25 protein-coding genes and 5 tRNA genes are annotated in these 23,111 nt (G+C 64.7%); 27 read left to right on the forward strand and 3 right to left on the reverse strand.

All coding sequences use genetic code 11. The features are described from left to right. The first annotated feature begins 1 nt into the window (after position 1). The 14 genes from ACZ75I_RS07030 to ACZ75I_RS07095 all read left to right on the forward strand — a co-directional run bounded on the left by ACZ75I_RS07030 (position 2) and on the right by ACZ75I_RS07095 (position 12,441). Complete coding sequence (locus tag ACZ75I_RS07030; protein WP_005415976.1) at positions 2–664, forward strand: MotA/TolQ/ExbB proton channel family protein; 663 nt, start codon at positions 2–4, stop codon at positions 662–664. Positions 665–667: 3 nt separating this feature from the next. Beyond that, a complete protein-coding gene (locus tag ACZ75I_RS07035; RefSeq protein ID WP_005415977.1) occupies positions 668–1,090 on the forward strand; it encodes an ExbD/TolR family protein in 423 nt (140 codons plus the stop codon). Further along, complete coding sequence (gene msbA, locus ACZ75I_RS07040; RefSeq protein WP_049438204.1) at positions 1,087–2,835, forward strand: lipid A export permease/ATP-binding protein MsbA; 1,749 nt, start codon at positions 1,087–1,089, stop codon at positions 2,833–2,835. Before ACZ75I_RS07035 ends, msbA begins: the two co-directional genes overlap by 4 nt. Beyond that, entirely contained in the window at positions 2,835–3,854 is a 1,020-nt protein-coding gene (lpxK, locus tag ACZ75I_RS07045; RefSeq protein WP_472958868.1) for a tetraacyldisaccharide 4'-kinase, read from the forward strand. Before msbA ends, lpxK begins: the two co-directional genes overlap by 1 nt. 75 nt (positions 3,855–3,929) lie before the next feature. After that, on the forward strand, positions 3,930–4,703 hold the full coding sequence (kdsB, locus tag ACZ75I_RS07050; protein ID WP_151355083.1) for a 3-deoxy-manno-octulosonate cytidylyltransferase: 774 nt from the start codon (positions 3,930–3,932) through the stop codon (positions 4,701–4,703). After that, entirely contained in the window at positions 4,700–5,188 is a 489-nt protein-coding gene (locus ACZ75I_RS07055; protein ID WP_069137938.1) for a low molecular weight protein-tyrosine-phosphatase, read from the forward strand. Before kdsB ends, ACZ75I_RS07055 begins: the two co-directional genes overlap by 4 nt. Then, positions 5,185–6,597, forward strand: a complete 1,413-nt coding sequence (locus ACZ75I_RS07060; RefSeq protein ID WP_180870561.1) for a hypothetical protein — start codon at positions 5,185–5,187, stop codon at positions 6,595–6,597. The genes ACZ75I_RS07055 and ACZ75I_RS07060 overlap by 4 nt, the downstream gene beginning before the upstream one ends. Further along, the gene (gene uvrC / locus ACZ75I_RS07065; RefSeq protein ID WP_472958869.1) at positions 6,594–8,438 is read left to right on the forward strand and encodes an excinuclease ABC subunit UvrC; all 1,845 of its coding nucleotides are present in this window, start codon (positions 6,594–6,596) and stop codon (positions 8,436–8,438) included. Before ACZ75I_RS07060 ends, uvrC begins: the two co-directional genes overlap by 4 nt. A gap of 18 nt (positions 8,439–8,456) precedes the next feature. Further along, on the forward strand, positions 8,457–9,083 hold the full coding sequence (gene pgsA / locus ACZ75I_RS07070; protein WP_005412825.1) for a CDP-diacylglycerol--glycerol-3-phosphate 3-phosphatidyltransferase: 627 nt from the start codon (positions 8,457–8,459) through the stop codon (positions 9,081–9,083). A gap of 98 nt (positions 9,084–9,181) precedes the next feature. After that, positions 9,182–9,257, forward strand: a tRNA-Gly gene (locus ACZ75I_RS07075). Positions 9,258–9,395: 138 nt separating this feature from the next. Next, positions 9,396–10,502, forward strand: a complete 1,107-nt coding sequence (locus ACZ75I_RS07080; protein ID WP_180870565.1) for an NAD(P)/FAD-dependent oxidoreductase — start codon at positions 9,396–9,398, stop codon at positions 10,500–10,502. A gap of 170 nt (positions 10,503–10,672) precedes the next feature. After that, positions 10,673–10,975, forward strand: a complete 303-nt coding sequence (locus tag ACZ75I_RS07085; protein ID WP_258009546.1) for a helix-turn-helix domain-containing protein — start codon at positions 10,673–10,675, stop codon at positions 10,973–10,975. After that, positions 10,968–12,251 carry a type II toxin-antitoxin system HipA family toxin gene (locus tag ACZ75I_RS07090; protein ID WP_472958870.1) on the forward strand — a complete coding sequence of 428 codons (1,284 nt, stop codon included), beginning with the start codon at positions 10,968–10,970 and terminating at the stop codon, positions 12,249–12,251. Before ACZ75I_RS07085 ends, ACZ75I_RS07090 begins: the two co-directional genes overlap by 8 nt. Positions 12,252–12,365: 114 nt before the next feature. Further along, positions 12,366–12,441, forward strand: a tRNA-Gly gene (locus ACZ75I_RS07095). Between the two features lie 67 nt (positions 12,442–12,508). On the opposite strand, the gene ACZ75I_RS07100 is transcribed toward ACZ75I_RS07095, so the two are convergent. Further along, positions 12,509–12,856 (reverse strand): hypothetical protein, encoded by a 348-nt coding sequence (locus ACZ75I_RS07100; protein ID WP_343204186.1) that lies wholly within the window; start codon positions 12,854–12,856, stop codon positions 12,509–12,511. Between the two features lie 190 nt (positions 12,857–13,046). On the opposite strand from ACZ75I_RS07100, the gene ACZ75I_RS07105 reads away from it, so the two are divergent. Genes ACZ75I_RS07105 through ACZ75I_RS07120 form a run of 4 tightly spaced genes read left to right on the forward strand, consistent with a single transcriptional unit; the run spans position 13,047 to position 17,302 of the window. Further along, entirely contained in the window at positions 13,047–14,510 is a 1,464-nt protein-coding gene (locus tag ACZ75I_RS07105) for an efflux transporter outer membrane subunit (protein ID WP_472958871.1), read from the forward strand. Then, the gene (locus ACZ75I_RS07110; protein WP_180870572.1) at positions 14,507–15,646 is read left to right on the forward strand and encodes an ABC transporter permease; all 1,140 of its coding nucleotides are present in this window, start codon (positions 14,507–14,509) and stop codon (positions 15,644–15,646) included. The genes ACZ75I_RS07105 and ACZ75I_RS07110 overlap by 4 nt, the downstream gene beginning before the upstream one ends. 10 nt (positions 15,647–15,656) lie before the next feature. Beyond that, complete coding sequence (locus ACZ75I_RS07115) at positions 15,657–16,385, forward strand: ABC transporter ATP-binding protein (protein ID WP_180870574.1); 729 nt, start codon at positions 15,657–15,659, stop codon at positions 16,383–16,385. Further along, a complete protein-coding gene (locus tag ACZ75I_RS07120) occupies positions 16,382–17,302 on the forward strand; it encodes an HlyD family secretion protein (protein ID WP_346476750.1) in 921 nt (306 codons plus the stop codon). The genes ACZ75I_RS07115 and ACZ75I_RS07120 overlap by 4 nt, the downstream gene beginning before the upstream one ends. A gap of 4 nt (positions 17,303–17,306) precedes the next feature. Here the strand turns inward: ACZ75I_RS07120 and ACZ75I_RS07125 are convergent, their stop codons facing one another. After that, on the reverse strand, positions 17,307–17,756 hold the full coding sequence (locus tag ACZ75I_RS07125) for a hypothetical protein (protein WP_134968034.1): 450 nt from the start codon (positions 17,754–17,756) through the stop codon (positions 17,307–17,309). 131 nt (positions 17,757–17,887) lie between these two features. Between ACZ75I_RS07125 and ACZ75I_RS07130 the strand changes: the two genes are divergently transcribed. The 6 genes from ACZ75I_RS07130 (at position 17,888) to ACZ75I_RS07155 (ending at position 19,897) form a co-directional block, all read left to right on the forward strand. Next, positions 17,888–17,963, forward strand: a tRNA-Gly gene (locus ACZ75I_RS07130). A 142-nt stretch (positions 17,964–18,105) separates the two neighbouring features. Beyond that, positions 18,106–18,181: transfer RNA gene (locus ACZ75I_RS07135), tRNA-Gly, on the forward strand. Between the two features lie 66 nt (positions 18,182–18,247). Further along, positions 18,248–18,321: transfer RNA gene (locus tag ACZ75I_RS07140), tRNA-Cys, on the forward strand. A gap of 221 nt (positions 18,322–18,542) precedes the next feature. Continuing rightward, positions 18,543–18,968 carry a hypothetical protein gene (locus ACZ75I_RS07145; protein WP_472958872.1) on the forward strand — a complete coding sequence of 142 codons (426 nt, stop codon included), beginning with the start codon at positions 18,543–18,545 and terminating at the stop codon, positions 18,966–18,968. Next, entirely contained in the window at positions 18,919–19,371 is a 453-nt protein-coding gene (locus tag ACZ75I_RS07150) for a tyrosine-type recombinase/integrase (RefSeq protein ID WP_472958873.1), read from the forward strand. Before ACZ75I_RS07145 ends, ACZ75I_RS07150 begins: the two co-directional genes overlap by 50 nt. Then, complete coding sequence (locus tag ACZ75I_RS07155) at positions 19,304–19,897, forward strand: hypothetical protein (RefSeq protein ID WP_472958874.1); 594 nt, start codon at positions 19,304–19,306, stop codon at positions 19,895–19,897. The genes ACZ75I_RS07150 and ACZ75I_RS07155 overlap by 68 nt, the downstream gene beginning before the upstream one ends. An 843-nt stretch (positions 19,898–20,740) precedes the next feature. On the opposite strand, the gene ACZ75I_RS07160 is transcribed toward ACZ75I_RS07155, so the two are convergent. Continuing rightward, the gene (locus tag ACZ75I_RS07160; RefSeq protein WP_346476753.1) at positions 20,741–21,073 is read right to left on the reverse strand and encodes a hypothetical protein; all 333 of its coding nucleotides are present in this window, start codon (positions 21,071–21,073) and stop codon (positions 20,741–20,743) included. A 100-nt stretch (positions 21,074–21,173) separates the two neighbouring features. Here ACZ75I_RS07160 and ACZ75I_RS07165 point away from each other — a divergent pair, with 100 nt between their 5' ends. The 3 genes from ACZ75I_RS07165 to ACZ75I_RS07175 all read left to right on the forward strand — a co-directional run bounded on the left by ACZ75I_RS07165 (position 21,174) and on the right by ACZ75I_RS07175 (position 22,848). Next, entirely contained in the window at positions 21,174–21,335 is a 162-nt protein-coding gene (locus tag ACZ75I_RS07165) for a hypothetical protein (RefSeq protein ID WP_019658981.1), read from the forward strand. Positions 21,336–21,765: 430 nt separating this feature from the next. Then, the gene (locus ACZ75I_RS07170; protein WP_180870580.1) at positions 21,766–22,227 is read left to right on the forward strand and encodes a PA2169 family four-helix-bundle protein; all 462 of its coding nucleotides are present in this window, start codon (positions 21,766–21,768) and stop codon (positions 22,225–22,227) included. Positions 22,228–22,434: 207 nt separating this feature from the next. Next, complete coding sequence (locus ACZ75I_RS07175; RefSeq protein WP_472958875.1) at positions 22,435–22,848, forward strand: hypothetical protein; 414 nt, start codon at positions 22,435–22,437, stop codon at positions 22,846–22,848. Positions 22,849–23,111: the final 263 nt, after the last annotated feature.

Below are 23,111 nucleotides of genomic sequence, written 5' to 3' on the forward strand. Positions count from 1 at the left end.
CGTGTGGGAACTGGTCAAGGCCGGTGGCTGGCCGATGGTGCCGCTGCTGCTGTTGGGCGTACTGGCTTTGGCGATCATCCTGGAGCGTTTCTGGTCCCTGCGGCGGACTGAAGTGCTGCCGCCCGGCCTCGGCCAGGAAGTGCGCAACTGGGCCGCACGCGGCAAGCTTGACCCGGCGCACCTGCAGACCCTGCGTGCCAACTCGCCGCTGGGGGCATTGCTGGCGGCCGCGCTGGAAGCCCGCAACCGTCCGCGCGACCAGATCCGCGAGCGCATCGAGGACACCGGCCGCCACCTGGTGCACCGCATGGAACGTTTCCTCAACGCGCTGGGCACGATTGCCTCGGCCGGCCCGCTGCTGGGCCTGCTGGGCACGGTGATCGGCATGATCCAGATGTTCCTGGGCATCCTCGACCATGGGGTGGGCGACGTGAACCAGCTGGCCGGCGGTATCGGCAAGGCGCTGGTGTGCACCGCCACGGGCATGATCGTGGCCATTCCGGCACTGATGTTCCATCGCTACTTCAAGGGCCGCATCCACGGCTACGTGGTGGAAATGGAGCAGGAAGCCAGTGCCCTGCTGGACACGCTCGACGGTCGCCCCGGGGTGATGAACCCCGCTGCGCCGGCGCGACCGGCCAACGCCGCGACGGCGAAGGCCTGATCGATGCGTATCGGCAATGACCGCTCCCAGGATGAACCGCATATCGATCTGGTCCCGCTGATCGACGTAATCCTGGTGCTGATCATCTTCTTCGTGGTCACCACCACTTTCGATGCGCGCTCGACGCTGCAGGTGCAGCTGCCTACCGCCAGCCAGCAGCCCAACAACGAGCCGCCGCGTTCGCTCAGCGTGCTGATCAACGCCGAAGGCCGCTATTTCATCAATGACCAGGAAGTGCTGCGCAGCGACGTCGAGTCGGTCAAGCAGACCATCGCGTCCGTGGCCGGCAGTGACCGCAGCCAGCCCGTGCTGCTGCGCGCCGACGCACGCACTCCCTACCAGGCCGTGGTGACCGCGCAGGACGCGCTCGGTCAACTCGGTTTCCGTCGTATCGCCATTGCAACTGCGCCAGAGGTGCGTCCATGAGTTCCCATCACGCGCCGGTGTGGCCGATCTACAAACGTCTGCTGGGCTACACCCGCACCTACTGGGTGTTCATGGTGGGCGCGGTCATCGCCATGGTGGTCGAGGCCCTGGCCGGCTACCACTTCACCAAGCTGATGGAGCCGCTGGTCAACGAAGGTTTCGTCGACCCGCAGCCGCGCGCGGCCGTGGTGCTGCCGCTGACCATCCTCGGCCTGTTCCTGATGCGCAGCGTGGCCACCTGGGTCAGTGATTACACGCTGGCCAAGACCGGTCGCAGCGTGGTCCGCGACCTGCGTGAGCAGGTGCTGCAGAAGTACCTGCACCTGCCGTCGTCGCACTTCGATACCGAAGCGACGCCGGTGATGGTCAGCCGCCTGAACTTCGATACCGAGCAGGTCACCCAGGCCAGCGCCGACGCGCTGAAGACCGTGGTGGCCGATACCCTCACCATCGTCGCGATGCTGGCGGTGATGCTGCAGATGAGTGTCAAGGTCACCCTGGCGATGCTGCTGGTGGTGCCGCTGATCGGTGGCATCGTGTCCTACGTGGGCAAGCGCTACCGCCGCATCAGCCGTGGCATCCAGGACGGCATGGGCACCATGGCGCAGACTGCCGAGCAGTCGCTGGCCGCGCAGCAGGAAGTGAAGGTGCACGGCACCCAGCAGCATGAGATCTCGCGCTACTCGCGCCTGGCCAACCGCATGCTGGCGCTGAACATGAAGGTCGAGGTCACCCGCGCCGCCGCCTCCAGCGTGGTGCAGTTCCTGGCCGCACTGGCGCTGGCGGTGATCGTCTGGGTGTCGACCCGCGAAGCCCTGGCGGGCCGGCTCAATGCCGGCCAGTTCATGGGCCTGATGACATCGATGATGGCCATCATTCCATCGCTGCGCCGCCTGACCAGCGTACAGACGTCGATTTCGCGCGGCGTGTCCGCTGCCGAGCGCCTGTTCGGCATCCTCGACATGCCAGTGGAGCGCGACCAGGGGCAGCGACGCGTGCAGCGCGTGCGGGGCGAACTGGCGTTCGACCACGTCATGCTGCGTTACCGCGAGGACAGCGGCATCGCCCTGGACGACATCAGCTTCGTTGCCAGGCCAGGCACGGTGACGGCCATTGTTGGCCGTTCCGGCAGTGGCAAGACCAGCCTGATCCGGCTGGTGCCACGCTTCTACGAGCCCAGCGGCGGTGTCATCACCCTCGACGGCGTGGCACTGGACGACTACCCGCTGGCCGACCTGCGCCGGCAGGTGGCAATGGTCGGGCAGAAGGTCATGCTGTTCGATGACACCATCGCCGCCAACATCGCCTATGGCATGGAAGCGACCGACGAGCAGATCCGCGCGGCGGCCGAGGCCGCCAACGCGTGGGAGTTCATCGCACGCATGCCGCAGCAGCTGCAGACCCCGGTGGGCGAGAACGGCGCGCTGCTGTCCGGTGGCCAGCGCCAGCGCCTGGCCATTGCCCGCGCGATCCTGCGCGACGCCCCGATCCTGATCCTCGACGAAGCCACTGCGGCGCTGGACAACGAATCCGAGCGCCTGGTGCAGGACGCGCTGCAGCGCCTGATGCCCGAACGCACCACGCTGGTCATCGCGCACCGGCTGTCGACCATCGAGCATGCCGACCAGGTACTGGTCATGGATCATGGCCGCATCGTTGAACGCGGCACGCACAAGGAGCTGCTCGAACTGGGTGGCCTGTACCAGCATCTGCACAGCATGCAGTTCCGCGAAAGGCAGGACTGATGGCCGGCAAGGGCACCCAGACCCCGCCGTACTGGTATGACGGCACCCCGGTTCCGTGGGCGATGCGCCTGCTGGCGCCGCTGTACGCAGGTGTCACCGCACTGCGCCGGCGCGCCTATCGGCGTGGCTGGCGCAAGCGCCACTCGCTGCCGGTGCCGGTCATCGTGGTCGGCAACATCACCGCCGGTGGTACCGGCAAGACGCCGCTGACGATTGCCCTGGTCGAACGCCTGCGTGCGGCCGGCTGGAAGCCGGGCGTGGCCAGCCGCGGCTATGGTCGCGAAGACGCCGGCAAGCCGCTGTGGGTGCAGGCCGATACGCCAACCGCGAAGGGCGGTGACGAACCGGTGCTGATCGCCTGGAAGACCGGCGTGCCGGTGCGCGTGGACAGTGATCGGGTTGCTGCCGGCAAGGCGCTGATCGAGGCCGGCTGCGATGTGATCGTCTGCGACGACGGTTTGCAGCACTACCGGCTGGCGCGCGACATCGAGATCGAAGTGGTCGATGCCCAGCGTCGCTATGGCAATGGCCGGATGATTCCGGCCGGGCCGTTGCGCGAGCCGGTCAGCCGCGCCAGCGAGTGCGATTTCCGCGTGGTCAACCTCGGCCAGGCCGATGAGGAGACCGCGGCACAGGCCTGTGGCTTCGGTCAGTGGCCAATGGCCCTGCACATCGACAGTGCGCAGCCGCTGGCCGGTGGCCGCGCGCGCCCGCTGGCGTACTTCAAGGGCCAGCGCGTGCACGCGGTAGCCGGCATCGCCCATCCACAGCGCTTCTTCGACATGCTGCGCGCGCGCGGGATCGGCGTGGTGCCGCATGCATTCGCCGACCACCAGGCCTACCAGCCGCAGGATCTGTCCTTCGGCAGCCAGCTGCCGGTACTGATGACCGAAAAGGATGCGGTGAAATGCCGGGCGTTCGGCAACGACTGGCACTACGCGGTTCCGCTGCGCGCCGAGTTGCCCGCCGCGTTCTGGGTGGCGCTGACCGATCGCCTGGACAAGCTGCGACCGAACTGAGCGGCGCCGCGGCGCTTGCATTCACGCGCCGCTGGCCGCATTCCCGTTGTAACGAGCCTGCCGAGAACCGCCCGCATGACCGAATTCGTCGTCGCCATTCCGGCCCGCTTTGCCGCCTCGCGGCTGCCGGGCAAGCCGTTGCGCCCGCTGGGCGGTGAGCCGCTGGTGCTGCATGTGGCGCGCCGCGCGCTGCAGGCCGGTGCCCGCGAGGTCTGGGTGGCGACCGACGACCAACGCATTTCCGATGCACTGTCCGGGTTGGCCGAGGTGAAGGTGGCGATGACCGCGACCACGCATGCCTCGGGCACCGATCGCCTGGCCGAGTGCGCACGCATTGCCGGCTGGGCCGATGACACGGTGGTGGTCAACCTGCAGGGCGACGAACCGTTCGCGCCGGCGACCGGCATCCGCGCGGTGGCAGATGCGTTGGTCGCTGGCACTGCGCCGATGTCGACTCTTGCCACGACCGTCGAGGACGCACACACCCTGTTCGACCCGAACGTCGTGAAGCTGGTGCGCAACGTGCGCAACGAGGCGATGTACTTCAGCCGCGCGCCGATCGCCTGGCACCGCGACGGCTTCGCACGCAGCCGCGACACGCTGCCTGACGGCCACGACTGGCTGCGCCACATCGGCATCTATGGCTATCGCGCCGGCTTCCTGCAGCAGTTCGCGGCGATGCCGCCGGGCCAGCTGGAGCAGGTCGAATCGCTGGAGCAGCTGCGCGTGCTGGAAGCGGGCTACCCGATCAGCGTGGCGATCTCGCCCGAGCCGTTCCCGCCGGGCATCGATACGCCCGAGGACCTGGAGCGCGCCGAGGGGCTGCTGCAGGCGATGGCCGCGCGATGAGGCTGCTGGTCGTCTGCCTCGGCAACATCTGCCGTTCGCCGATGGCCGAAGGGGCGCTGCGCGCACGCCTGGATGCCTCGCCGCTGGCCGGGCGGGTGCAGGTCGATTCGGCCGGTACGGGCGACTGGCACGTGGGCGAGCCGCCGGACCGGCGCGCGATCGCCTGCGCGGCCGGGCACGGCGTGGACATCGGCGGCCTGCGCGCACGCCAGCTGCAGGCCGTGGATTTCGACCGTTTCGACTGGATCCTGTGTGCCGACGAGGCCAACCTGCGTGATGCCGGGCGCCTGGCGTCGGCGACCCAGCGTGAACGGCTGGCGTTGTACCTGCCCTGGTCCGGCGGGCAGGGGCGGGTAGCCATCCCTGACCCCTACACCGGCGGCAGCGATCATTTCGAACAGGTCTGGTCGCTGGTCGACGATGCTGCAAAACGTGCGGTGGCACGACTGTTGCATGATGCCGACTCCGGCATAATCAGGTCATGAACGTCCAGCCCGTCCCGGACCTGCCCGAATTCGCCACCTGGCTCAATGCCACCCCCTGCACCCTGACCGAACTGCGCGGCCGGCCGGTCGCGCTGCTGTTCGTCAATGCGGCCTCCGCCTGGAGTGCGCAACGCCTGGCCGAGTTCGGTCAATGGATGTCGCGCCACCCGGGCAAGCTGCAGCCGCTGGTGCTGCAGGTGCCGCGTTTTGATTTCGAACGCGATGCCACGGCCGCACTGAAGCTGCTGCGCCGTCAGGGCCTGACCATGCCCGTGCTGCTCGATGCCGACTGGGATGGCTGGCGCCGCTTCGGCGTTACCGCCTGGCCGACGATGGTGCTGCTGGACGCGCAGGGCCGCGAACAGCAACGGCTGGTCGGGCAGGGCGCGCCCGGTGAACTGGAGCGCGCCTTGAACGCGCTGTGCCAGGGTGCACCTTCGGCGCCGCCGCGTGGCGGCAGCGAACTGCATCCGGAACCGCGCCAGGCCCTGCGCTTCCCGCAGGGGCTGGCGGTCAGCACCGAACGCCTGTACATCGCCGACAGCGGCCATCACCGCATTCTCGAATGCAGCCATGGCGGCCGCATCCTGCGTCAGTTCGGCCTCGGCACCGCCGATTTCATGGACGGCAACCTCGCCGAAGCGGCATTCCACCGCCCGCAGGCGCTGGTGCTGGAGCGCGATTCGCTGTACGTCGCCGACACCGGCAACCACGCGGTGCGCCGTATCAACCTGCTGACCGGCATCGTCGACACGTTGTGCGGCAACGGGCGACCCGGTGCGCCGGTGGAAGGCCCGGTCGCGCAGGCGCGGCAGGTCTCGCTGGACCATCCGGTTGGCCTGGCCATCGCCGACAACCAGCTGCACATCGCGATGGCCGGCGACAACCGCATCTGGAGCTACCACCTGGGCCAGCGCAGCCTGCAATGGCGCGCCGGCAGTGGTTCCATCGACGAGCGTGATGGCAGTGGCCATCTGGCTGCCTTCGCGCAACCGACCGCGCTGGCCGTGGTGCAGCAGGTGCTGTACGTCGCCGATGCGTTGGGATCCTCGATCCGTGCATTGCAACTGCGTGGTGACCTGGTGCAGACCCTGGTCGGGCAGGGGCCGTGGCGCTTCGGCAGTGAAGATGGCCCGCGCGCGCAGGCCAGCCTGCAGTTCCCGCAGGCGATCGCACTGGGCGCGGACGCCCCGCTGCTGTGGATCGCCGACACCGGCAACGGTCGCCTGCGCACGCTGCGCCTGGGCGGTGGCGAACTGACCACCCAGCCGCTGCCGCGTCGCCTGCATGGCCCGGCTGGACTGGCGGTGGGCGCAGGCGCGGTGTGGATCGCCGAGACCGACGCCCATGCCGTGCTGCGCTTCGATCCCGACAGCGGCGTGCTCAGCGAAGTGCCGATCAGCGAATGACCGACGTTCCCGCTCCGGTCTTCGACGGCAAGGCCTTCGCGGCCCAGCTCAGCACCGCTCCCGGCGTGTACCGCATGTACGCGGCCGACGACACCCTGCTGTACGTGGGCAAGGCGCGTGCGCTGCGCAACCGCGTCGGCAGCTATTTCAATGGCAGCCCGAAGAACGCGCGGATCATGTCGATGATCTCGCAGATCACGCGCATGGACGTGACCGTGACGCGCTCGGAAGCCGAGGCGTTGCTGCTGGAAAACCAGCTGATCAAGTCGCTGTCGCCGCGTTACAACGTCTCGCTGCGCGACGACAAGACCTACCCGCATGTGCTGCTGACCCGCGAGGACTGGCCGCGCATTGCCCTGCATCGTGGCCCGCGCGCCATTCCCGGCCGCTATTTCGGGCCGTATCCGGGCGTGACCGCAGTGCGCGAAACGCTGAACCTGATGCACAAGCTGTTCAAGCTGCGCAGTTGCGAGGACAGCGTGTTCCGCAACCGCTCGCGGCCGTGCCTGCAGTACCAGATCGGCCGCTGCAGCGCGCCCTGCGTGGAGCTGGTACCGGCGCCGGACTACGCCGAGTCGGTGCGCCGCGCTGCGCTGTTCCTGGAAGGCAAGAGCGACGAACTGACCCGCGAGCTGGGCGAGCAGATGCAGGCCGCCAGCGAGGCGCTGGAGTTCGAGCAGGCCGCGCGCCTGCGCGACCTGATCTCCTCGCTGCGCAGCATGCAGACCCGCCAGTACGTGGACGGCCGCGCCGCCGACCTGGACGTGCTGGCGGTGGCCATGCAGGGTTCGCAGGCCTGCGTGCTGCTGCTGGCCTTCCGCGATGGCCGCAACCTCGGCACCCGCCCATTCTTCCCGCGCACCAACGGCGAGGAGAGTCCGGAGGAAGTGCTGGCCGCGTTCGTCTCGCAGTACTACATCGAATTCGAGGCGCCGCGCGAGATCCTGCTGGATCGCGAGATTCCCGATGCCGACCTGCTGGTTGCGGCGCTGTCGGCCTCGGCCGAGCGCAAGGTGCAGCTGAAGTGGAACGTGCGCGGCGAGCGCGCCGGCTATGTGGAGCTGGCCAGCCGCAACGCGCAGCTGACTCTGGCCACCGAGCTCAACAGCCGCAACGCACAGCACGCACGCAGTGATGCGCTGCGCGAGATGCTCGGCCTGGCCGAGCCGGTCAAGCGGGTCGAGTGCTTCGATATCAGCCATACGCTGGGCGAGGCCACCGTGGCCTCGTGCGTGGTGTTCGATGCGGCCGGTCCGGTACGCGCGCAGTACCGCCGCTTCAACATCAGCGGCATCGAGCCGGGCGACGACTACGCCGCGATGCGCCAGGCCATCGACCGCCGCTTCCGCCGCGCGGTGGAAGAGCAGGGCGTGCTGCCGGACGTGCTGCTGATCGACGGTGGCGCCGGCCAGCTGGCGCAGGCGGAGGCCGCGCTGGCCGACCTGGGCGTGGAAGGCGTGCTGCTGGTGGGCGTGGCCAAGGGCGTGGAGCGCCGCGCCGGCCACGAAGCGCTGGTGATGCCCGATGGCCGCGAGCTGCGCCCGGGCGCGGCCAATCCGGCGCTGCAGTTCATCCAGCAGGTGCGCGACGAGGCGCATCGCTTCGCCATCACCGGCCACAGGGGGCGCCGCCAGAAGGCGCGGATGACCAGCAAGCTGGAGGATATCCCCGGCATCGGGCCGCGCCGCCGCGCCAGCCTGCTCAAGCATTTTGGCGGTCTTGTGGGCCTGAAAGCCGCTGGCGAAGCGGAAATCGCCAAGGTGGAAGGCATCAATGACGCCCTCGCGGCACGTATCTACGCTAACCTGCACGGGTTGGCCACGCCTGATGCGGCCGAGTAGAGAGAGAAGCACGCAAGCATGAAGTTGACCCTGCCCACCTGGCTGACGTTGTTGCGGATCGTGATGATCCCGGTGCTGGTGCTGGTGTTCTACCTGCCCTACACCTGGACCAACTTCGCTTCGGCGGCGATCTTCGGCCTGGCCGCGATCACCGACTGGCTCGATGGCTGGATCGCACGCCGTTACCAGCTGGAGTCGGCCTTTGGCGCCTTCCTCGATCCGGTCGCGGACAAGCTGATGGTGGCAGTGGCACTGTTCCTGATCGTGCAGGGCCATCCGACGCCGTGGATGGCGTTCTGGGCGGCAGTGATCGTCGGCCGCGAGATCGCGGTATCGGCGCTGCGAGAGTGGATGGCCGAGCTGGGCCAGCGCGCCAAGGTGCGCGTGGCGATGATCGGCAAGATCAAGACCACCGCGCAGATGGTCGCGCTGCTGTGCCTGCTTTATTCGGTGGCGCCGAACGTGCCGGTGGAAGACATCTGGATGGGCTGGCCGGTGTTCCACATCGGCGACTGGACCCTGGCGATTGCCGCGGTGCTGACCCTGTGGTCGGGCCTGCAGTACCTGCACGCCGCTTGGCCGAGCCTGCGCGATGACGAGCGCGCCGCGCGCGAGCGTGCACGGCAGAAGAAGCTGGGCAACTGAGCCCCGGGGTCGGATCCCTTTCCGAAGGAAAGGGCTCCTGGCAGACCCGAAAAAGCGCTTGACGCCATCCTTGGAACAGGTAGAATTTCGCCTCCCAAGCGGGAATAGCTCAGTTGGTAGAGCGCAACCTTGCCAAGGTTGAGGTCGCGAGTTCGAGTCTCGTTTCCCGCTCCAGATTCAAGAAGAACGCTCCCGACAGGGGGCGTTTTTCGTTTGCCTGGCGCCTGCTTCATCCCCACTTCACCGCCACTCCTTCGCCTCGCCACGCGCCAGTTCGAAGCTGCATCTGTGTTCCTCCAGAACGATGCAGCCATGCCCCAAACTCCCTCCGCCTACGACCACGATGTGGTCATCGTCGGCGCCAGCTTCGCCGGTGCCGCCTGCGCGTTGGCTGCTGCTCAATACGGCTTGCGCGTCTGCGTGCTGGAACGCAAGACCGACCCCGGCGAGCGCCCGCACACCACCGGCATCGTGGTGAAGGAAGCGATGGAGCAGACCTGGCTGGGGCGCATGCCCGAACATCTGGTGCAGCGGGTCGCCAACGTGCGCCTCTATGCGCCGAACCTGCGCAGCGTATTGCTGGCCGCACCGGGCTATTACTTCCTCACCACCGATACGCCGAACGTGATGCGTTGGCTGGCCAGCGAACTGCGCGCGAACGGTGTCGACCTGCGCCTGCAGCAGTCCTTCACCGACGCTCGCCGCTGTGGTGACGGCTGGCAGGTCGAAGGGACAGGGCGCTGCGCCTATCTGGTCGGCGCAGATGGCGCACGCTCACGCGTTGCCCAGCGCACCGGGCTTGGCCAGGTGCGTGACAACCTCTACGGCGTCGAGCGTGAGTTCGCCGGCCTGCAGGTGACAGAGGGTGACGCGTTGCATTGCTTCGTCAGCAAGCGCTTTGCACCGGGCTACATCGGCTGGGTCGCGCAGAATCCGACCGGCCTGCAGGTCGGGCTGGCCCTGCGTCATGATCCGCGACAGGCGCGGCCGCTGGATATTGATGGTTTCCTTGAGCATGTGCGCGATGTGGTCGGCATCCCGCCATCTGCGCGTCCCTCGGCCACCCGCGCTGGCCTGGTGCCCTGCGGCCGACCGGATGGGCCGATCACCGGCCAACGCGTGATCCTGACCGGCGACGCGGCGGGCATCGTCTCGCCGCTCTCCGCAGGGGGCATCCACTCCTCGTGGCGGCACGGCTGGGCGGTCGGCGAGGCGATGGCCCGCCATCTGCGTGGGCAGGGGCCGGAAGCGGAACGGGTGGCGCGGCAGGTGGCGCCGGCATTCCATGGCAAGCGCCTGCTGCGCTGGGCGATGGATCATCTGCAGGCGGACTGGCCGTTCAACGCACTGCTGCACACGGCGGCCACGCGGCGCTTTGCCGAGCAGGTCTACTTCCACCGCCGTGGCCTGCGCACGTGACGCGCGCTCTGCCAATTTAATTCCAGAATTTTGTATTTATATAGCTGAATTCGCAAATAAAACACAAGATTCGGGAGTTAAATCAATTGAATGGAGTTGGGGTTAATTCTATAATTTTGTGTGCTAAATGGCATAGATAGGGGATCATGCACGCTATGTTGGATTTAAGCTTGAGCAAGCCCAGCGAGGTCGTCAAGCGACTCTGCGGGCGCTTGCGTACAGAACGCATGGCGTTGGGCATGACACAGTCGGATCTGGCCGGGCGTGCCGGCATTGGTACCAACACCGTGTCCAACCTGGAGGCCGGGCGCAATGTTGGCTTCGAGGCGGTGGTCCGCGTGGCGATGGTCCTTGGTCGGATCAACGAGCTCGAAGGCCTGTTCCAGCCAAAGTTGGACAGCATCGAAGACATTCGGCGCTACGAAGAGGCTGCGAACCGCCTCCGGACGAAGAGGAAGCCCCGTAATGCCTGAACAGGTGAAGGTCTTCTACGAAGGGTGGGGAGAGCGATGGCACTGGGGAACGCTGATCTCCAGCATCGCCCTGACCGGTCGCCCGCTGATCGCGTTCGAGTACAGCAACGAGGCCCGGCGAAGGGGACTGGAACTGTCTTCGTACAAGCTGCCGCTGGCCGGCCCTCCGTTGCGGCGGGATTTTCCGGACCATCAGCTGCAACTGCCCGGGCCTGTGTATGACGCGTTGCCAGACGGCTGGGGCATGCTGCTGATGGACCGCATGTTCAGGCGCCGCGGAATCAACGCAGCACGCATTGGCCCGCTCCAGCGGCTGGCCTATATCGGTGGCAACGCGATGGGGGCCATGACGTTTGAGCCCGTGGCGCCCGAAGGTGAGGCGCCGAAGGTCCATGTACCGCTCGAGCAGCTTTCCGCGGAAGTGCAGCAGGTGCTCCACGGAGAAGGTGGTGAATTCCTGCAGACCTTGCTGCTGGTGGGTGGTTCGCCCCAAGGTGCAAGGCCCAAGGCCCTGGTCTATCGCGATCCGCGATCGGGCGCGTTCACCACGGCCGTCACGCCCGGCTTCGAAGCCTGGTTGATCAAGTTCCCGGCCAGAGAAGAGCATGCCGAGGTGTGCGCCATCGAAATGGTCTACGCCGAGTGCCTGCGCAGGTGTGGCATCGAGACCCCGGACACGCAGTACTTCAGCCTGCCCAACGGGCTGGCCGCGTTCGCCAGCAAGCGCTTTGATCGCCACGATGGGTTGCGTGTGCCGATGCAGAGTCTTGCTGCATTCACGGGCGCCAACTACCAGACGGCGGGGTCGTTGGACTATGTCAACTTCCTGCGCGCGACCCGGTTGTGCACCAATGACGTGCGGCAAATGGCCGTGGCCTTCAAACGTGCGGTCTTCAACGTTGCGTTCAACAACCGGGACGATCATCCGAAAAACTTTGCCTACATCATGTCGCCGGATGGGCAATGGCGTTTGGCTCCGGCCTACGACGTGACCTTCTGCGAAGGACCCAACGGATATCACCAGATGGACGTCATGGGGGAGGCACTGGAGATTTCCCGTGCTGACCTGCTTCGCCTTGCCGAAGAGGCAGAAGTGCAGCGCGGGGACGCCAGTCTGGCGATTGGCAGCATTTGCGACGTGGCCAGCCAATTCACGGAAATCGCCAACAGCATGTACTCAAACGTTATTGCTCAAGACACCTTGATCATGATCCAGGGGCGCATCAACGAGAACGTAGCTCTGTTGCGGGAAGTCCGGCGTGGCCTGCGGACCTGAGGGCCGGGTCCAAGGGCCTGAACGCCGCCCCACAATGCGGCCGAAAATTCCTGTTGACGCCGTGCAGCAATATCGACACAATAGCGCTCCTTCGACGCAGGTCGAACGAAATCTGCGGGAATAGCTCAGTTGGTAGAGCGCAACCTTGCCAAGGTTGAGGTCGCGAGTTCGAGTCTCGTTTCCCGCTCCAGATTCAAGAAGAACGCTCCCGAAAGGGAGCGTTTTTCGTTTGTCACGCCGGTTGCACCACCACCGCGCTAGCGTGCCTTGCCGGGCAGGGCGCTGCACCAGGTCCGGGCATTCTGCCGGTCGAAACCGGGGCAGCGCTTGTCCTGCGGGATGTAGACGTAGGGAACGTCATCCTCGTAGGTGAAGTGGTAGTAGTAGGTGCGGTCCTTCCCATACAACCAGTAGTTCGACGAGCCGTCGTTGATCGCATACGGCTCGAAGGTGAGGATCGAGGATTCGGCGGGAATGAAGTTGCTGCGCTCCATCAGTAGCAGCAGGGCGTTCGAGACCAGTGGGGTGGTCAGGACGAGCACGATCACACCGACAGTCGCTGTCGTGATCGAGCCAATCAGCAGCCAACGGCGAGGGTGTTTCACGGTCGTGCAGCATCGAAGCAAGGAATTGCCGCAATGTGCAATACGCCGTGAAAGTCGTCCAGTGTTCCGTGCCGGGAACGCATTGAAAGCGTAGTGAAAGGCTGGGTCGGCGTTGCCTGAACCGCACGCGTGCTGTGACCTTTTTCGGACGATTTCTCCATGTTCGCTCCACAATCGCGCGGTAGCCTTCATGCTCCTTCTACACGTTGGCGGGCTGGTGGTCAGGCGTATCACTTCAGTGGCAGTGCCCAGGACAGGGCGAGGACTCTCCCTGCAGGCAGTGCTGCGCCCCGGCGTGTTGTTGGCAACCCTGGCCTTGGCGGGTTGCACGTCGGTGTCCGTCCCGGACCTGCCTGATCGCACACCCAGCGCCTGGACCCAGGTACCGCAGGGGCAGGGTGTGGCGGTGGACGCCAGGCAGTGGTGGAAGGTGCTGGCCGACCCGGCGCTGGACGGACTGGTGGACCAGGCCATCGCAGGCAACCTTGATCTGCAGCAGGCCACGTTGCGCCTGCAGGCAGTGCGGATCGTCGCCGGCGCCTCGGATTCGCGCTTCCTGCCGGAGATCTCGGCCAGCGCCAAGCAGGTACAGGACGCCGCCGCGGTCGACACCTACTTCCACGCAGGCATCGAAGCGATCTGGGACCTGGGGCTGTTCGGCGCCGCCGAGAGCGCGCAGCTGAGCGCGCAGGCCTCGGCCGGCAACGCCGAGGCGCTGCGCAATGCCGCACAGGTGGCGGTGATTGCCGACGTGGTGCGCAGCTATCTGGACCTGACCGTGGCACAGGCCCAGCAGGACCTGCTGGCCCGGCAGCAGGCTGTGGACGACCGCGGCGAACAGCTGGCGCTGGTCCGTCAGCGGCTGCGTCTAGATGAGCCGGGCGAGCTGGAACGGCTGCGCGCGCGGCAGGCGGCCACCCGTGCGGCCATCGCGCAGGCGCGGGAAAACGCCGACAACGCCGCCCGTGCGCTGGCATTGCTGCTGGGCCGTGACGGCCCGGATCCGGCCTGGCGCGCGTATCGCACGCCGCCGAAGCTGGGCACGTTCTCGCTGCAGCAGGTTCCCGCGGATCTGCTGCGCCACCGCCCGCAGATCCTGCTGGCCGAGTCGGAAGTGATGCGGGCTGCCGCCAGCAAGGGCTCAGCGCGCGCGGCGATGTATCCGCGGGTCAGCTTGGGTGGCTCCATCCTGTACGCCTACAACCTTACCCAGAACGCGCGCTCCAACTCCGACTCTAGTCCGTCGATCGGCCCGTACATCGATATTCCGCTGTGGGACTGGGGGCAGCGCCGCGCGCGCTTCCATGCCGACGAGAAGCAACTGGACGCCGCCTTGCTCGGCTACCGCAAGGCCGTGCTGGAAGGCGTTAGCGAAGTGGAAGGTGCACTGGGTAGCCTGGCGCGCCAGGACAGCAGCATCCAATCGCTGCGTGCGGCCAATGATGCCGCCAACCAGCAGGTCAAGCGGCAGGCGCGGCAGGTGCAGCTGGGCCTGTCCAGCGAGTTCGACGGGCTGGATACGCAACGCGCCGCACTCGCCTCGCAGGCCGACCTGATCGCTGCGCAGGGCGCGCGCGTGCTGGCCTTTGCATCGCTGTACCGCGCCCTCGGCGGTGCCCCGCTGCCTGCCGAGGGTGAGGGCGAACCGCAATGATCGCACTCGCGCGCAAGACCCTGGCCTATGAGTGGCGCCGTTTCCTGCCGGTGGTGCTGGCGATGTGTTTCGCCGGTGTACTGTTGATCGTGCAGGCGGCACTGGTGCTGGGCATCTTCGGTACCGCTGCGATCTACGTGAAGGCGTCCTCGGCTGATATCTGGGCCGGTTTCCCCGGCACCCAGAGTGTCAATTACGGCCATGCAATCAGCGCGGATGTGGAAAGCCATCTGCGCATGGACCCGGATGTCAGCCGCGTCGAGCCCTACGAGTGGGTCGATGGCGAATGGCGGTCCAGCGCGCAGGGCACCGGCAATGTGTCGGTGTACCTGTCCGGTATCTCCACCCGGGACGACGCGATGATGTTCGCGCGCATCCTCCCTGCCAACCTGCGCGCGCAGCTGCGCGAGCCGGGTGCGGTGATCGTCGACAGCGCCGATCTGGATACGCTGAGCGTGGACCTGCAGAACAACCGTGCCTGGATCAATGGCAAGGCGGTGCGCGTGGTCGCCGCACAACCGGGCCTGCGCGGCCTCGGTGGCGTCAACGTTCTGGCCTCGCTGGACACCGCGCGCGCCATCGCCGGCACTGACCCGCACGAGGGCAGCACCTATTTCGTGGCGGGCCTGCGCTCGCCGGACCTGGCCGACCGCGTGCGTGACCGCTTGGCCGCGTCGATGGGCCAGGCCACACCGGTCGAGTTCTGGACCGCGCCGGCGTTCGCCAGCCGTTCGCAGCAGTATTGGCTGTTCGATACCGGCGCAGGTATCGCCGTGTTGTTCATGGCCGTCATCGTCTGCTTCGTCGGCGCGGTGATCACCAACCAGTCGTTCGCCTCGGTGGTGGCCGGCTCGGTACGCGAGTACGCCACGCTCAATGCACTCGGTGCAGGCCGCTATGCGCTGGCACGGGTGGTATTCGAGCAGGCATTGCTGATCGGTGGCGTGGGCATGCTGCTGGCGGCGGCGTTCAGTACCGTGGTGCTGCTGATCGCGCAGACCCAGCGCGTACCGGTGCAGGTGACGCCGATGGTGGTCCTCGGCTGCGCGGCGCTGGTGGCGGTGATGGCCATGCTCTCCAGCATCATGGCGGTGCGCAGTGTCGTCCGCTCCGATCCATCGTTGCTGCTGCGTTGAGGACCGGCCGATGACTTCCACACATGCCATCGCCCCGACCCTGCAGGCCGACGCATTGGAAAAAGGCTTCATGTCCGGTGATGTGCAGGTGCCGGTGCTGCGTGGCCTGTCGCTGGACATCTATCCCGGCGAGCTGACCCTGGTATCCGGCCCGTCCGGCTGCGGCAAGAGCACGCTGCTGTCGCTGCTGTCCGGCCTGTCCGCACCCGATGGCGGTCGCGTGCACGCGCTGGGCCAGGATGTGGGCCACATGACCCGCAGTGAAGTGGAGCGTTTCCGCCTGCATCATGTCGGCTTCGTGTTCCAGGGCTTCAACCTGTTCCCGGCGCTGACCGCGCTGGAGCAGGTGCAGCTGCCACTGGGCTACCGCGGCATGGGCAATCGCGAAAGCGAACCGCTGGCCCGCAAGGCGCTGGAAGAAGTCGGCCTCAGCCATCGCAGCCACATGCGCCCGGCGCAGCTGTCCGGTGGCGAGAAACAGCGCGTGGCGGTTGCCCGCGCGTTTGCCAAGTCGCCGACCCTGATCTTCGCAGACGAACCCACCAGCGCGCTGGATGCCGAGAACGGCCAGCGCGTGATCGACATCCTGCATCGCTACGCACGTGCGCATGGCGCCACCGTGCTGTGCGTGAGCCACGATCCGCGCCTGATCCGGCATGCCGATCGGGTGATCGCCATGGAAGACGGCATGGTCCGTGATGACCGCCGCCAGAACGAAACCGTAGAGTCCGCCCCATGACCAAGACGTCGCATCTGCTTCCCCTCAGCCTGGCCCTGTCCGCGGCACTGCTGCTCGGCGCCTGTTCCAGGGAAGCGCCCACCGCCGCGTCGGCCCCCTCAGGCAAGGCGGGTACTGCCGCCGACGGCAAGGTCGCCGTGGCGCGGGGCATCATTGACGTCGAAGGTGGCCTGATCGCACTGGCACCGCCGGTGGATGGCTCGATCACTGCAGCGCCGGTGAAGGAAGGCGCCACGGTGAAGACGGGGCAGCTGCTGCTGTCGCTGGATGGCGCCCTGTTGCAGCAGGAAGTGGCAATGGCCACCGCCGATCTGGCCTTGGCCAATGACCGCCTGAAGGGCAGCCAGGCGCAGCTGCGCGAACTGGAGCGCAACGCCACCCGACTGTCCACGGGCGCCAGCGAAGGTGTGTCCTCGAACCAGCAGGCCGATGCGGCCAAACAGCAGCTGGCCGGTGTGCGTGCCGATGTCGAGGTGGCTGGTGCGCAGGTGGACATGGCGCAGCACAAGCTGGAGCACGCGAAGCTGAAACTGCAGCAGATGTCGTTGAGCGCGCCGGAAGCCGGCACCGTGGTCGGCCAGGTGCCGGGCGTCGGTGCCTTCGTGCAGGCGGGCAAGCCGGCGATCTCGTTGTTGCCGGCGCGCCCGCTGCAGGTGCGCGCCGAACTCAGCGCCGCCTACGCCGATGCCGTGCAGGTGGGCATGAAGGCTACTGTCGTGCCGGATAGTGATGGTGCGGAGAACACGGGCACGCTGCCGCCTGCACGCGTGGTGCGCATCAGTCCGGTGTTCGCGCAGGCACGCCTGCCTGAAGATGCAGGGCGTGGCGTGGCCAAAGTGGTGGAGTGCGTGCTGGAGTTCGATGGGCAAGCCAAGGCGCGCTTCGGCCAGCACGTGCGGGTGGAGTTCCGGAAGTAGGTCTCTAGCGCTGCGGCGGGGGAGTCTGTGGTGACCCGCGCCGGCAGAGCGCCCGCCACGCGCTCACCGCCGACACCACACACAGCGCCAGCAGCAATCCCACGTCCAGCAGCAGCAACCACAGCAGGTGCATGCCTTGTACCGGCGGCTGGTGCATCGCCGACAGCATCCACGGTATCGACCACACCAGCAGCAGGGCGAACGCGATAAGCAGGCGCAGCCACAGGCGTTTGAGTTTCCACGGGCGCACGATCAGTGCCGCCACCACCAGTTCAACCGTGCCCAGCAACGCGAACACGATGACGGTGCTGGTCGGGTAGGGCAGCTGGGCGCCTTCCAGGCGATGCAGCAGCCAGTAGTCTGGGGTGAAGCCAGCATTGACAAGTGCGGCGATCAGCGCCAACCAGGTCAGCGCGACCAGCAACCAGAACAGGCGGACGTAGCGTCTAGGCATCGGCGGTGTCCGTGCTTGGGCGGGGCAGCGTACCCCAGCCCGGACGCTCGTGACCGCATGATGTGAAGACTGTTGACGGCGTGAAGGAATTTGGACACAATAGCGCTCCTTCGACGCAGGTCGAAGAATCTGCGGGAATAGCTCAGTTGGTAGAGCGCAACCTTGCCAAGGTTGAGGTCGCGAGTTCGAGTCTCGTTTCCCGCTCCAGATTCTACAGGGCCCCGGTAGGGGCCTTGTTTTTCTCCCGCCCCGGCAAGGCGGGGCACGTTGGGCCACAAGGCTTTACGCGCAGTCAGAAAAGTGAAATCGCTGGTGTGTTTTCCGGATTTCCGGTAGCATGTCGGCTTACGCGGGAATAGCTCAGTTGGTAGAGCGCAACCTTGCCAAGGTTGAGGTCGCGAGTTCGAGTCTCGTTTCCCGCTCCATGTTCCGACAGGCCCCATCTTGGGGTTTTGTCTTGTCAGGGCTAGGTTCCTGGCGCGCAGTACGTTGGCCTCATGGCAGAGTGGCTATGCACCGGATTGCAAATCCGTTTACAGCGGTTCGATTCCGCTTGAGGCCTCCAAATAAAGCCCTGATTTATCAGGGCTTTTTCTTTGCCTGGCGTTTAGCGTTGCTGGCCGAAATCCCCTGATTCGGCCCTGAAATCATCGGTCTGCCACCCGTTTTTGGGTGGCAAACTCGCGTTAACATGTGCCGAGTGCGTTTACGTGAGTTTGAGCAGGGATGGCAACCAAGCGACGCCGGGGCGACTCCTGGTAGTACACGATCAAGCGGGCGGGACTGTTGCCCCAGCCGGTCTACCTGAGCTTTGCGTCGGAGGCGGAGGGCGACGAGTATGTGCGCCGCCTCGAAGCGCTGCTCGACCGTGGGGTGGTGCCGGAGGAGCTGGCCAATACCAAGGCGGCTGCGAAGGATCTACGCAGCCAGGTCAGCGAGTATCGGAGCGCGCAGCACATCTCGGTGGATGATGAGCAACTGCTGCCTGTGCTGCTTTCGCGACTGCCGATCGGCATTACGCTGCCGCAGCTGACCTTCACCTGGGCGACCGAGTGGGTGACCACCATGAAGCGCGAGCAGAACCTTGCGCCTTCAACGATCCGGCACTACGTGGGGGCGCTTTCGTGCCCTGGATTGGCTGGCTGCTCACGGCGCGCTGCCAATGAACCCTCTGCGACTCCTGCCTCGGGGTTATTCGACGTACACGGCTGATGACAAGATCGCCGTGAAGCGCATAGATGGTGAAGCGAAAGCTGACCAGGAGCGTGATCGCCGTCTGGAGCCTGGTGAAGAAGAACGCATCCGCGAGATCCTCGCCGGCGCAAAGCCGCCGGGGCGGCAGCGGCCGCTCGATCTGCCGCAGCGGGAGGCGCTGATTCTAATGTTCGACATGGCGCTGGAAACCGCCATGCGCATGCGGGAGATCTATACGCTAGAGCGCAGCCAACTCGATGTGGCGCGGCGTACGATCTTCTTGGACAAGACAAAGAACGGGAGCAAGCGTCAGGTACCCATGACTTCGGTACTGCTGGCGAAGCTTGCGGCGTATGAGGGTGATTTCGAAGGCCATCTATTCCCGTTCTGGGGAGGCGAGTGGCGCCGTTGTTCAGTCTGATGCGAAGGACCTTGCGCTGCATGTTCGCGCGAGCTATCCGGTCAGCCCTTGGCTCTGGCGCGACACCCAGCCGAACCATGTGTTGCAGGAGGACATCGTGCTGACGGAGAGCCTCCAGATGCGGAGCGCGCCGCTGTACGACGCAGTTATCGTGACCGGCGAGCTGGCCGGCAAGGGCGTGACCTGCAAGGTGAGAAAGGCTGGCGAGGCCGGGCAGCTCTTTGCTCAGCAAGTAAGCAGCCCGCTCATCAGCGTGGCGGCTGCCGGAGCGGAGCGAGGGCGGAATGTTCTATGCGATCGAGGGGAGCAGGCTGCGGTGGACCTGACAGTGCCACTGTTTCCGAAGCCGCTGAAGCCGGGCGAGGTTGGCGCAATCATGCCCTTGGATCTGGTGGAGGTGGTCGGGGCTGAAGGCACCTGGCACGGGCAGTGCGATTCGCTGCGCATTGAGGTCGTGATCGATCAGCAGGCCGTTGTGATTGAACAGACCGCCACTCTGGAGAGGCACTACACCGATGCGGACTGACCTCTGGGATCAATTTGGCGAGTTGGTAAGCAGTAGCCCTCGCTTGCTCGCGACAGTCACCGCTCACAGCAGTGACGGCACCAGCACGTTGACCACTTATGACGGGGGGCAGATGCGGGCCTTTGGCCAGCTCCAGTTGGCCATTCCATACAACGTGTGGGTCAGAGGTGGGCGCCTGATTGAGGCCGCACCCAACATGCCGCTCATCGAAGTGACCATCTAGCAAGACAGGGCGCCGCCCGGATGCCGGCAAGCATCCGGGCAGCGCCGCAACACAGGTGATCTCAGCACCTGGCATTGGCGGTGGCCCCGTCGCCCTCGCGAGAGCGGCGGGATTGTCGGCTTCACCACAAGCTAGCCACGTCATAGGTTCATCTTTCTCGTGAAGCGTCGCGGGGCGGTAACGTGCCAAGGCGCACCATCGTCTGGCGGTGAGTTCATCGCGATGGAGTGATTTATGTATGAACGACGTCGAGGGCTACAGGTACGCATCCAGCACCAACTTGAAGGGCTGCGAGCGATATGGATACGGGTCAAGTATCGGAGTGAAAGGCTTCAAGCGATACGGGTACATGCTCGGCGCAGAAGCGACCGTTCCATTGAGGCTGCTTTCCTGCGAGCAGCAAATCCAGCTCAAGATGTTCAGTGAGGCCTGTGCGCGAATCTAGTGGAACATGATCTAGAGGGCTGAAGTCTCAAAAATGCAAGTAGGAGCAATTAGCGTAAAACTTGAGTGGGCGGCGTAGAACTGCGCCGTCCATCATCGTTCTATTTGCCCGCAGGCGGCTTGGCTTGGGGCGCTCTTGCTTGAGAAATGCAGTGTGAGTGAAGTCGGGTCCTTCATCAGTGGAGGAGGTGGTCCCAGCATCGAGACGCAAATTCTCTGGCGGCGGCCTCATTGCTCATGTCGCGTGATCGCATGTTGAGTCTCCTCACTAGATCGTCAAGCCAGGCTTCACGGCTTCCATGTGGATCTCTTGTGTAGATGTCGCATGCGATTTTGATGATCGGTTGAATATCTAGGCCGAAGCTGGCTCCAGGAAATGCACCGGAGCCGAAGTGCACGCGCCAATAGATGATCTCTCGTTCGACATCAACGAAGCTTGTATCCCTGCTCATGGCATTTTCCTCGAATGCGCCAAGGTCAGTGTACGCCTGTTGGTCGAATGGGCTCATTCATGTGCTCGGTTCAGTCTTCTCTTGGAAAGCGACCTGCAGCTAACGGGGCGGCGCGCATGCTTCCAGTGCGGTGAGTCCACCGCGATGGAGTAAAGCTATGAATGACTTCAAACGTGATGCATCCAATACCAACAAGCCCGCTGTGGCGGAGCCGGATGCAGGGAAGCAGAAGCAACAGCAACAGGAGCAAGAACGCCAGGACAAGGAGTCCAAAGAGCGTAATGCCAATGAAGGCGGAGCTCATAAGTCGAACAAGTAAGATCGACTGTGAGTAGTTGAAAGAGGGTGGCGCAGGTTTGCGCTGCCCCTTTCTGTAGAAGGAGCGAAGTGCATGAACAGGCTGAGAGACAGGAGCACAGACGCAGAGGCTTTGATGGTGCGGGTGGCATATCAACTTCGGAGCCCGTCTGAGACCACGTTGCTGCCATGCAAAAGGTGCCGGAGACCAAGTCCTGGCGGCTATCTATGTGCCAATTGCCTATGCGACGATCTCGCCGTTCTGATTGAGAACTCGGGGGCTGCAAGTAGATGGCTTTCCTCAGTAAAGATTGCTATCAAAGATGAGGAGACTGTCCTTCTATATGCGAGGAGGGCCGCATCCAAATAGCTGTTTCCCCTCCGGCTACAAGTCGGCAGCGTGACGGACACGGCTTCGAAATTTGCGATTGAACCAATTAGGGAGAAGTGCCATGGGCCTTCAAACCATGCAGTCTAGAATTGAGAGCCGCCTCAATGACTTGATAGAGATATCGCGAGACGGGAAGGCGTTCTATGAGGAAGCCTCGGATCGAATAGAGAGCTCGGAGCTTTCTGATCTCTTCATGGGCATTGCAGGGGTTAAAGGCGAGCTGGTCGAAGAGATCAGTAAAATTGTTTCCACAAGTGGTGGTCGCCCCGCAGAGCGAGGCACATTCGTGGGCGCGATGCATCAGTACTATGGGAAGATGCTCGCCGCGTTTGGCGAGACCCAGTACCAATATGTGAAAGAGTTGGAGAAGTCTGAAGCGCGTCTCGTTCAGACATTCAACGAAGTTCTCAATGATCCGGACCTGTCTCAGGACGTGAAGAGGGAGGTCGCGCGGATGATTCCCAAAGTCAGTGAATGCCATTCCGTCATGGTGAATCGGCTGCAATCGATGCATCGGCACTGAGGCTGGATTTTCCGCTGCTAACGGATTTTCCACACATGTCCTGCGCGTAGGCTTGGTTCGCGTGTTCGGCGGTTGGAGCGGTCGAAATGCCTTGCAGAGTCCTAACCTTGGCGCATCGGACTGACTCATCGATCAGGCACAGTCGATTGCTGGCACCATCGTCGCGCCGGCACCCAGTCCGAGCGATTCAGGCAGGTCGCAGCCGAGATGCAGAATCAGCTTTTGGCGTTGCCTGCGGCTATTCTTGTCGCGGGTGCGGCGTTTGAGGCAGGCAAGGTTTATAAGAATGTTGCTATTTTTCTCGGTGTGGCCGTTTTTGTAGTGCTGATGTTCCTCTTGATCAGGAATCAAAGGAATTCCGTAGCTGCTATCGGTGCTGAAATCGCGCTCCGGAGAAGCAATCTCGAAGGGCAGCCGGATGCGGTTGCGGCGATGTACATCCCCGCTTTTTCAGCATTGGAGAAGCGGGTCGACACCCAGCATAGGACGCTGACCGTCTTACTCGTCCTTTCGATAGTTGTTTTCTGCTTCGCCGCATACGCTTCTCTGGACAGCGCATTGGGCGGCCGCGTCAGCGCGAGCGGACTCGCCCTAGTGAAGCTTGCGTTCTGTCTGCACTGAAGTTGCGAGCTCACCCGTGACGATCTGCGACGCCGCGTCATAGGTGCTCTCTGGGGACAGGGCGGAGTGTTGCATTGGCAGAAGTGAGGATCCCTCATCTCGATGATCCTCAAGGATGGCGGGCGGAATGGGTGGAAAGCCTTATTAAACTATTGATTTGGCATGGTTTGAGGTGGATTGCAAATCCGTTTACAGCGGTTCGATTCCGCTTGAGGCCTCCAATTGAAAAGCCCTGACTCCGGTCAGGGCTTTTTTGTTTGGCT

It is taken from the genome of Stenotrophomonas sp. X (genome assembly GCF_055721025.1).

Coding starts and splice junctions, on each gene's coding strand:
- ACZ75I_RS07035 (WP_005415977.1), top strand. CDS start 668: ATGCGTATCGGCAATGACCGCTCCCAGGATGAACCGCATATCGATCTG.
- msbA (WP_049438204.1), top strand. CDS start 1,087: ATGAGTTCCCATCACGCGCCGGTGTGGCCGATCTACAAACGTCTGCTG.
- lpxK (WP_472958868.1), top strand. CDS start 2,835: ATGGCCGGCAAGGGCACCCAGACCCCGCCGTACTGGTATGACGGCACC.
- kdsB (WP_151355083.1), top strand. CDS start 3,930: ATGACCGAATTCGTCGTCGCCATTCCGGCCCGCTTTGCCGCCTCGCGG.
- ACZ75I_RS07055 (WP_069137938.1), top strand. CDS start 4,700: ATGAGGCTGCTGGTCGTCTGCCTCGGCAACATCTGCCGTTCGCCGATG.
- ACZ75I_RS07060 (WP_180870561.1), top strand. CDS start 5,185: ATGAACGTCCAGCCCGTCCCGGACCTGCCCGAATTCGCCACCTGGCTC.
- uvrC (WP_472958869.1), top strand. CDS start 6,594: ATGACCGACGTTCCCGCTCCGGTCTTCGACGGCAAGGCCTTCGCGGCC.
- pgsA (WP_005412825.1), top strand. CDS start 8,457: ATGAAGTTGACCCTGCCCACCTGGCTGACGTTGTTGCGGATCGTGATG.
- ACZ75I_RS07080 (WP_180870565.1), top strand. CDS start 9,396: ATGCCCCAAACTCCCTCCGCCTACGACCACGATGTGGTCATCGTCGGC.
- ACZ75I_RS07090 (WP_472958870.1), top strand. CDS start 10,968: ATGCCTGAACAGGTGAAGGTCTTCTACGAAGGGTGGGGAGAGCGATGG.
- ACZ75I_RS07105 (WP_472958871.1), top strand. CDS start 13,047: ATGCTCCTTCTACACGTTGGCGGGCTGGTGGTCAGGCGTATCACTTCA.
- ACZ75I_RS07110 (WP_180870572.1), top strand. CDS start 14,507: ATGATCGCACTCGCGCGCAAGACCCTGGCCTATGAGTGGCGCCGTTTC.
- ACZ75I_RS07115 (WP_180870574.1), top strand. CDS start 15,657: ATGACTTCCACACATGCCATCGCCCCGACCCTGCAGGCCGACGCATTG.
- ACZ75I_RS07120 (WP_346476750.1), top strand. CDS start 16,382: ATGACCAAGACGTCGCATCTGCTTCCCCTCAGCCTGGCCCTGTCCGCG.
- ACZ75I_RS07125 (WP_134968034.1), bottom strand. CDS start 17,756: ATGCCTAGACGCTACGTCCGCCTGTTCTGGTTGCTGGTCGCGCTGACC.
- ACZ75I_RS07150 (WP_472958873.1), top strand. CDS start 18,919: ATGAACCCTCTGCGACTCCTGCCTCGGGGTTATTCGACGTACACGGCT.
- ACZ75I_RS07155 (WP_472958874.1), top strand. CDS start 19,304: ATGAGGGTGATTTCGAAGGCCATCTATTCCCGTTCTGGGGAGGCGAGT.
- ACZ75I_RS07160 (WP_346476753.1), bottom strand. CDS start 21,073: ATGAGCCCATTCGACCAACAGGCGTACACTGACCTTGGCGCATTCGAG.
- ACZ75I_RS07165 (WP_019658981.1), top strand. CDS start 21,174: ATGAATGACTTCAAACGTGATGCATCCAATACCAACAAGCCCGCTGTG.
- ACZ75I_RS07170 (WP_180870580.1), top strand. CDS start 21,766: ATGGGCCTTCAAACCATGCAGTCTAGAATTGAGAGCCGCCTCAATGAC.
- ACZ75I_RS07175 (WP_472958875.1), top strand. CDS start 22,435: ATGCAGAATCAGCTTTTGGCGTTGCCTGCGGCTATTCTTGTCGCGGGT.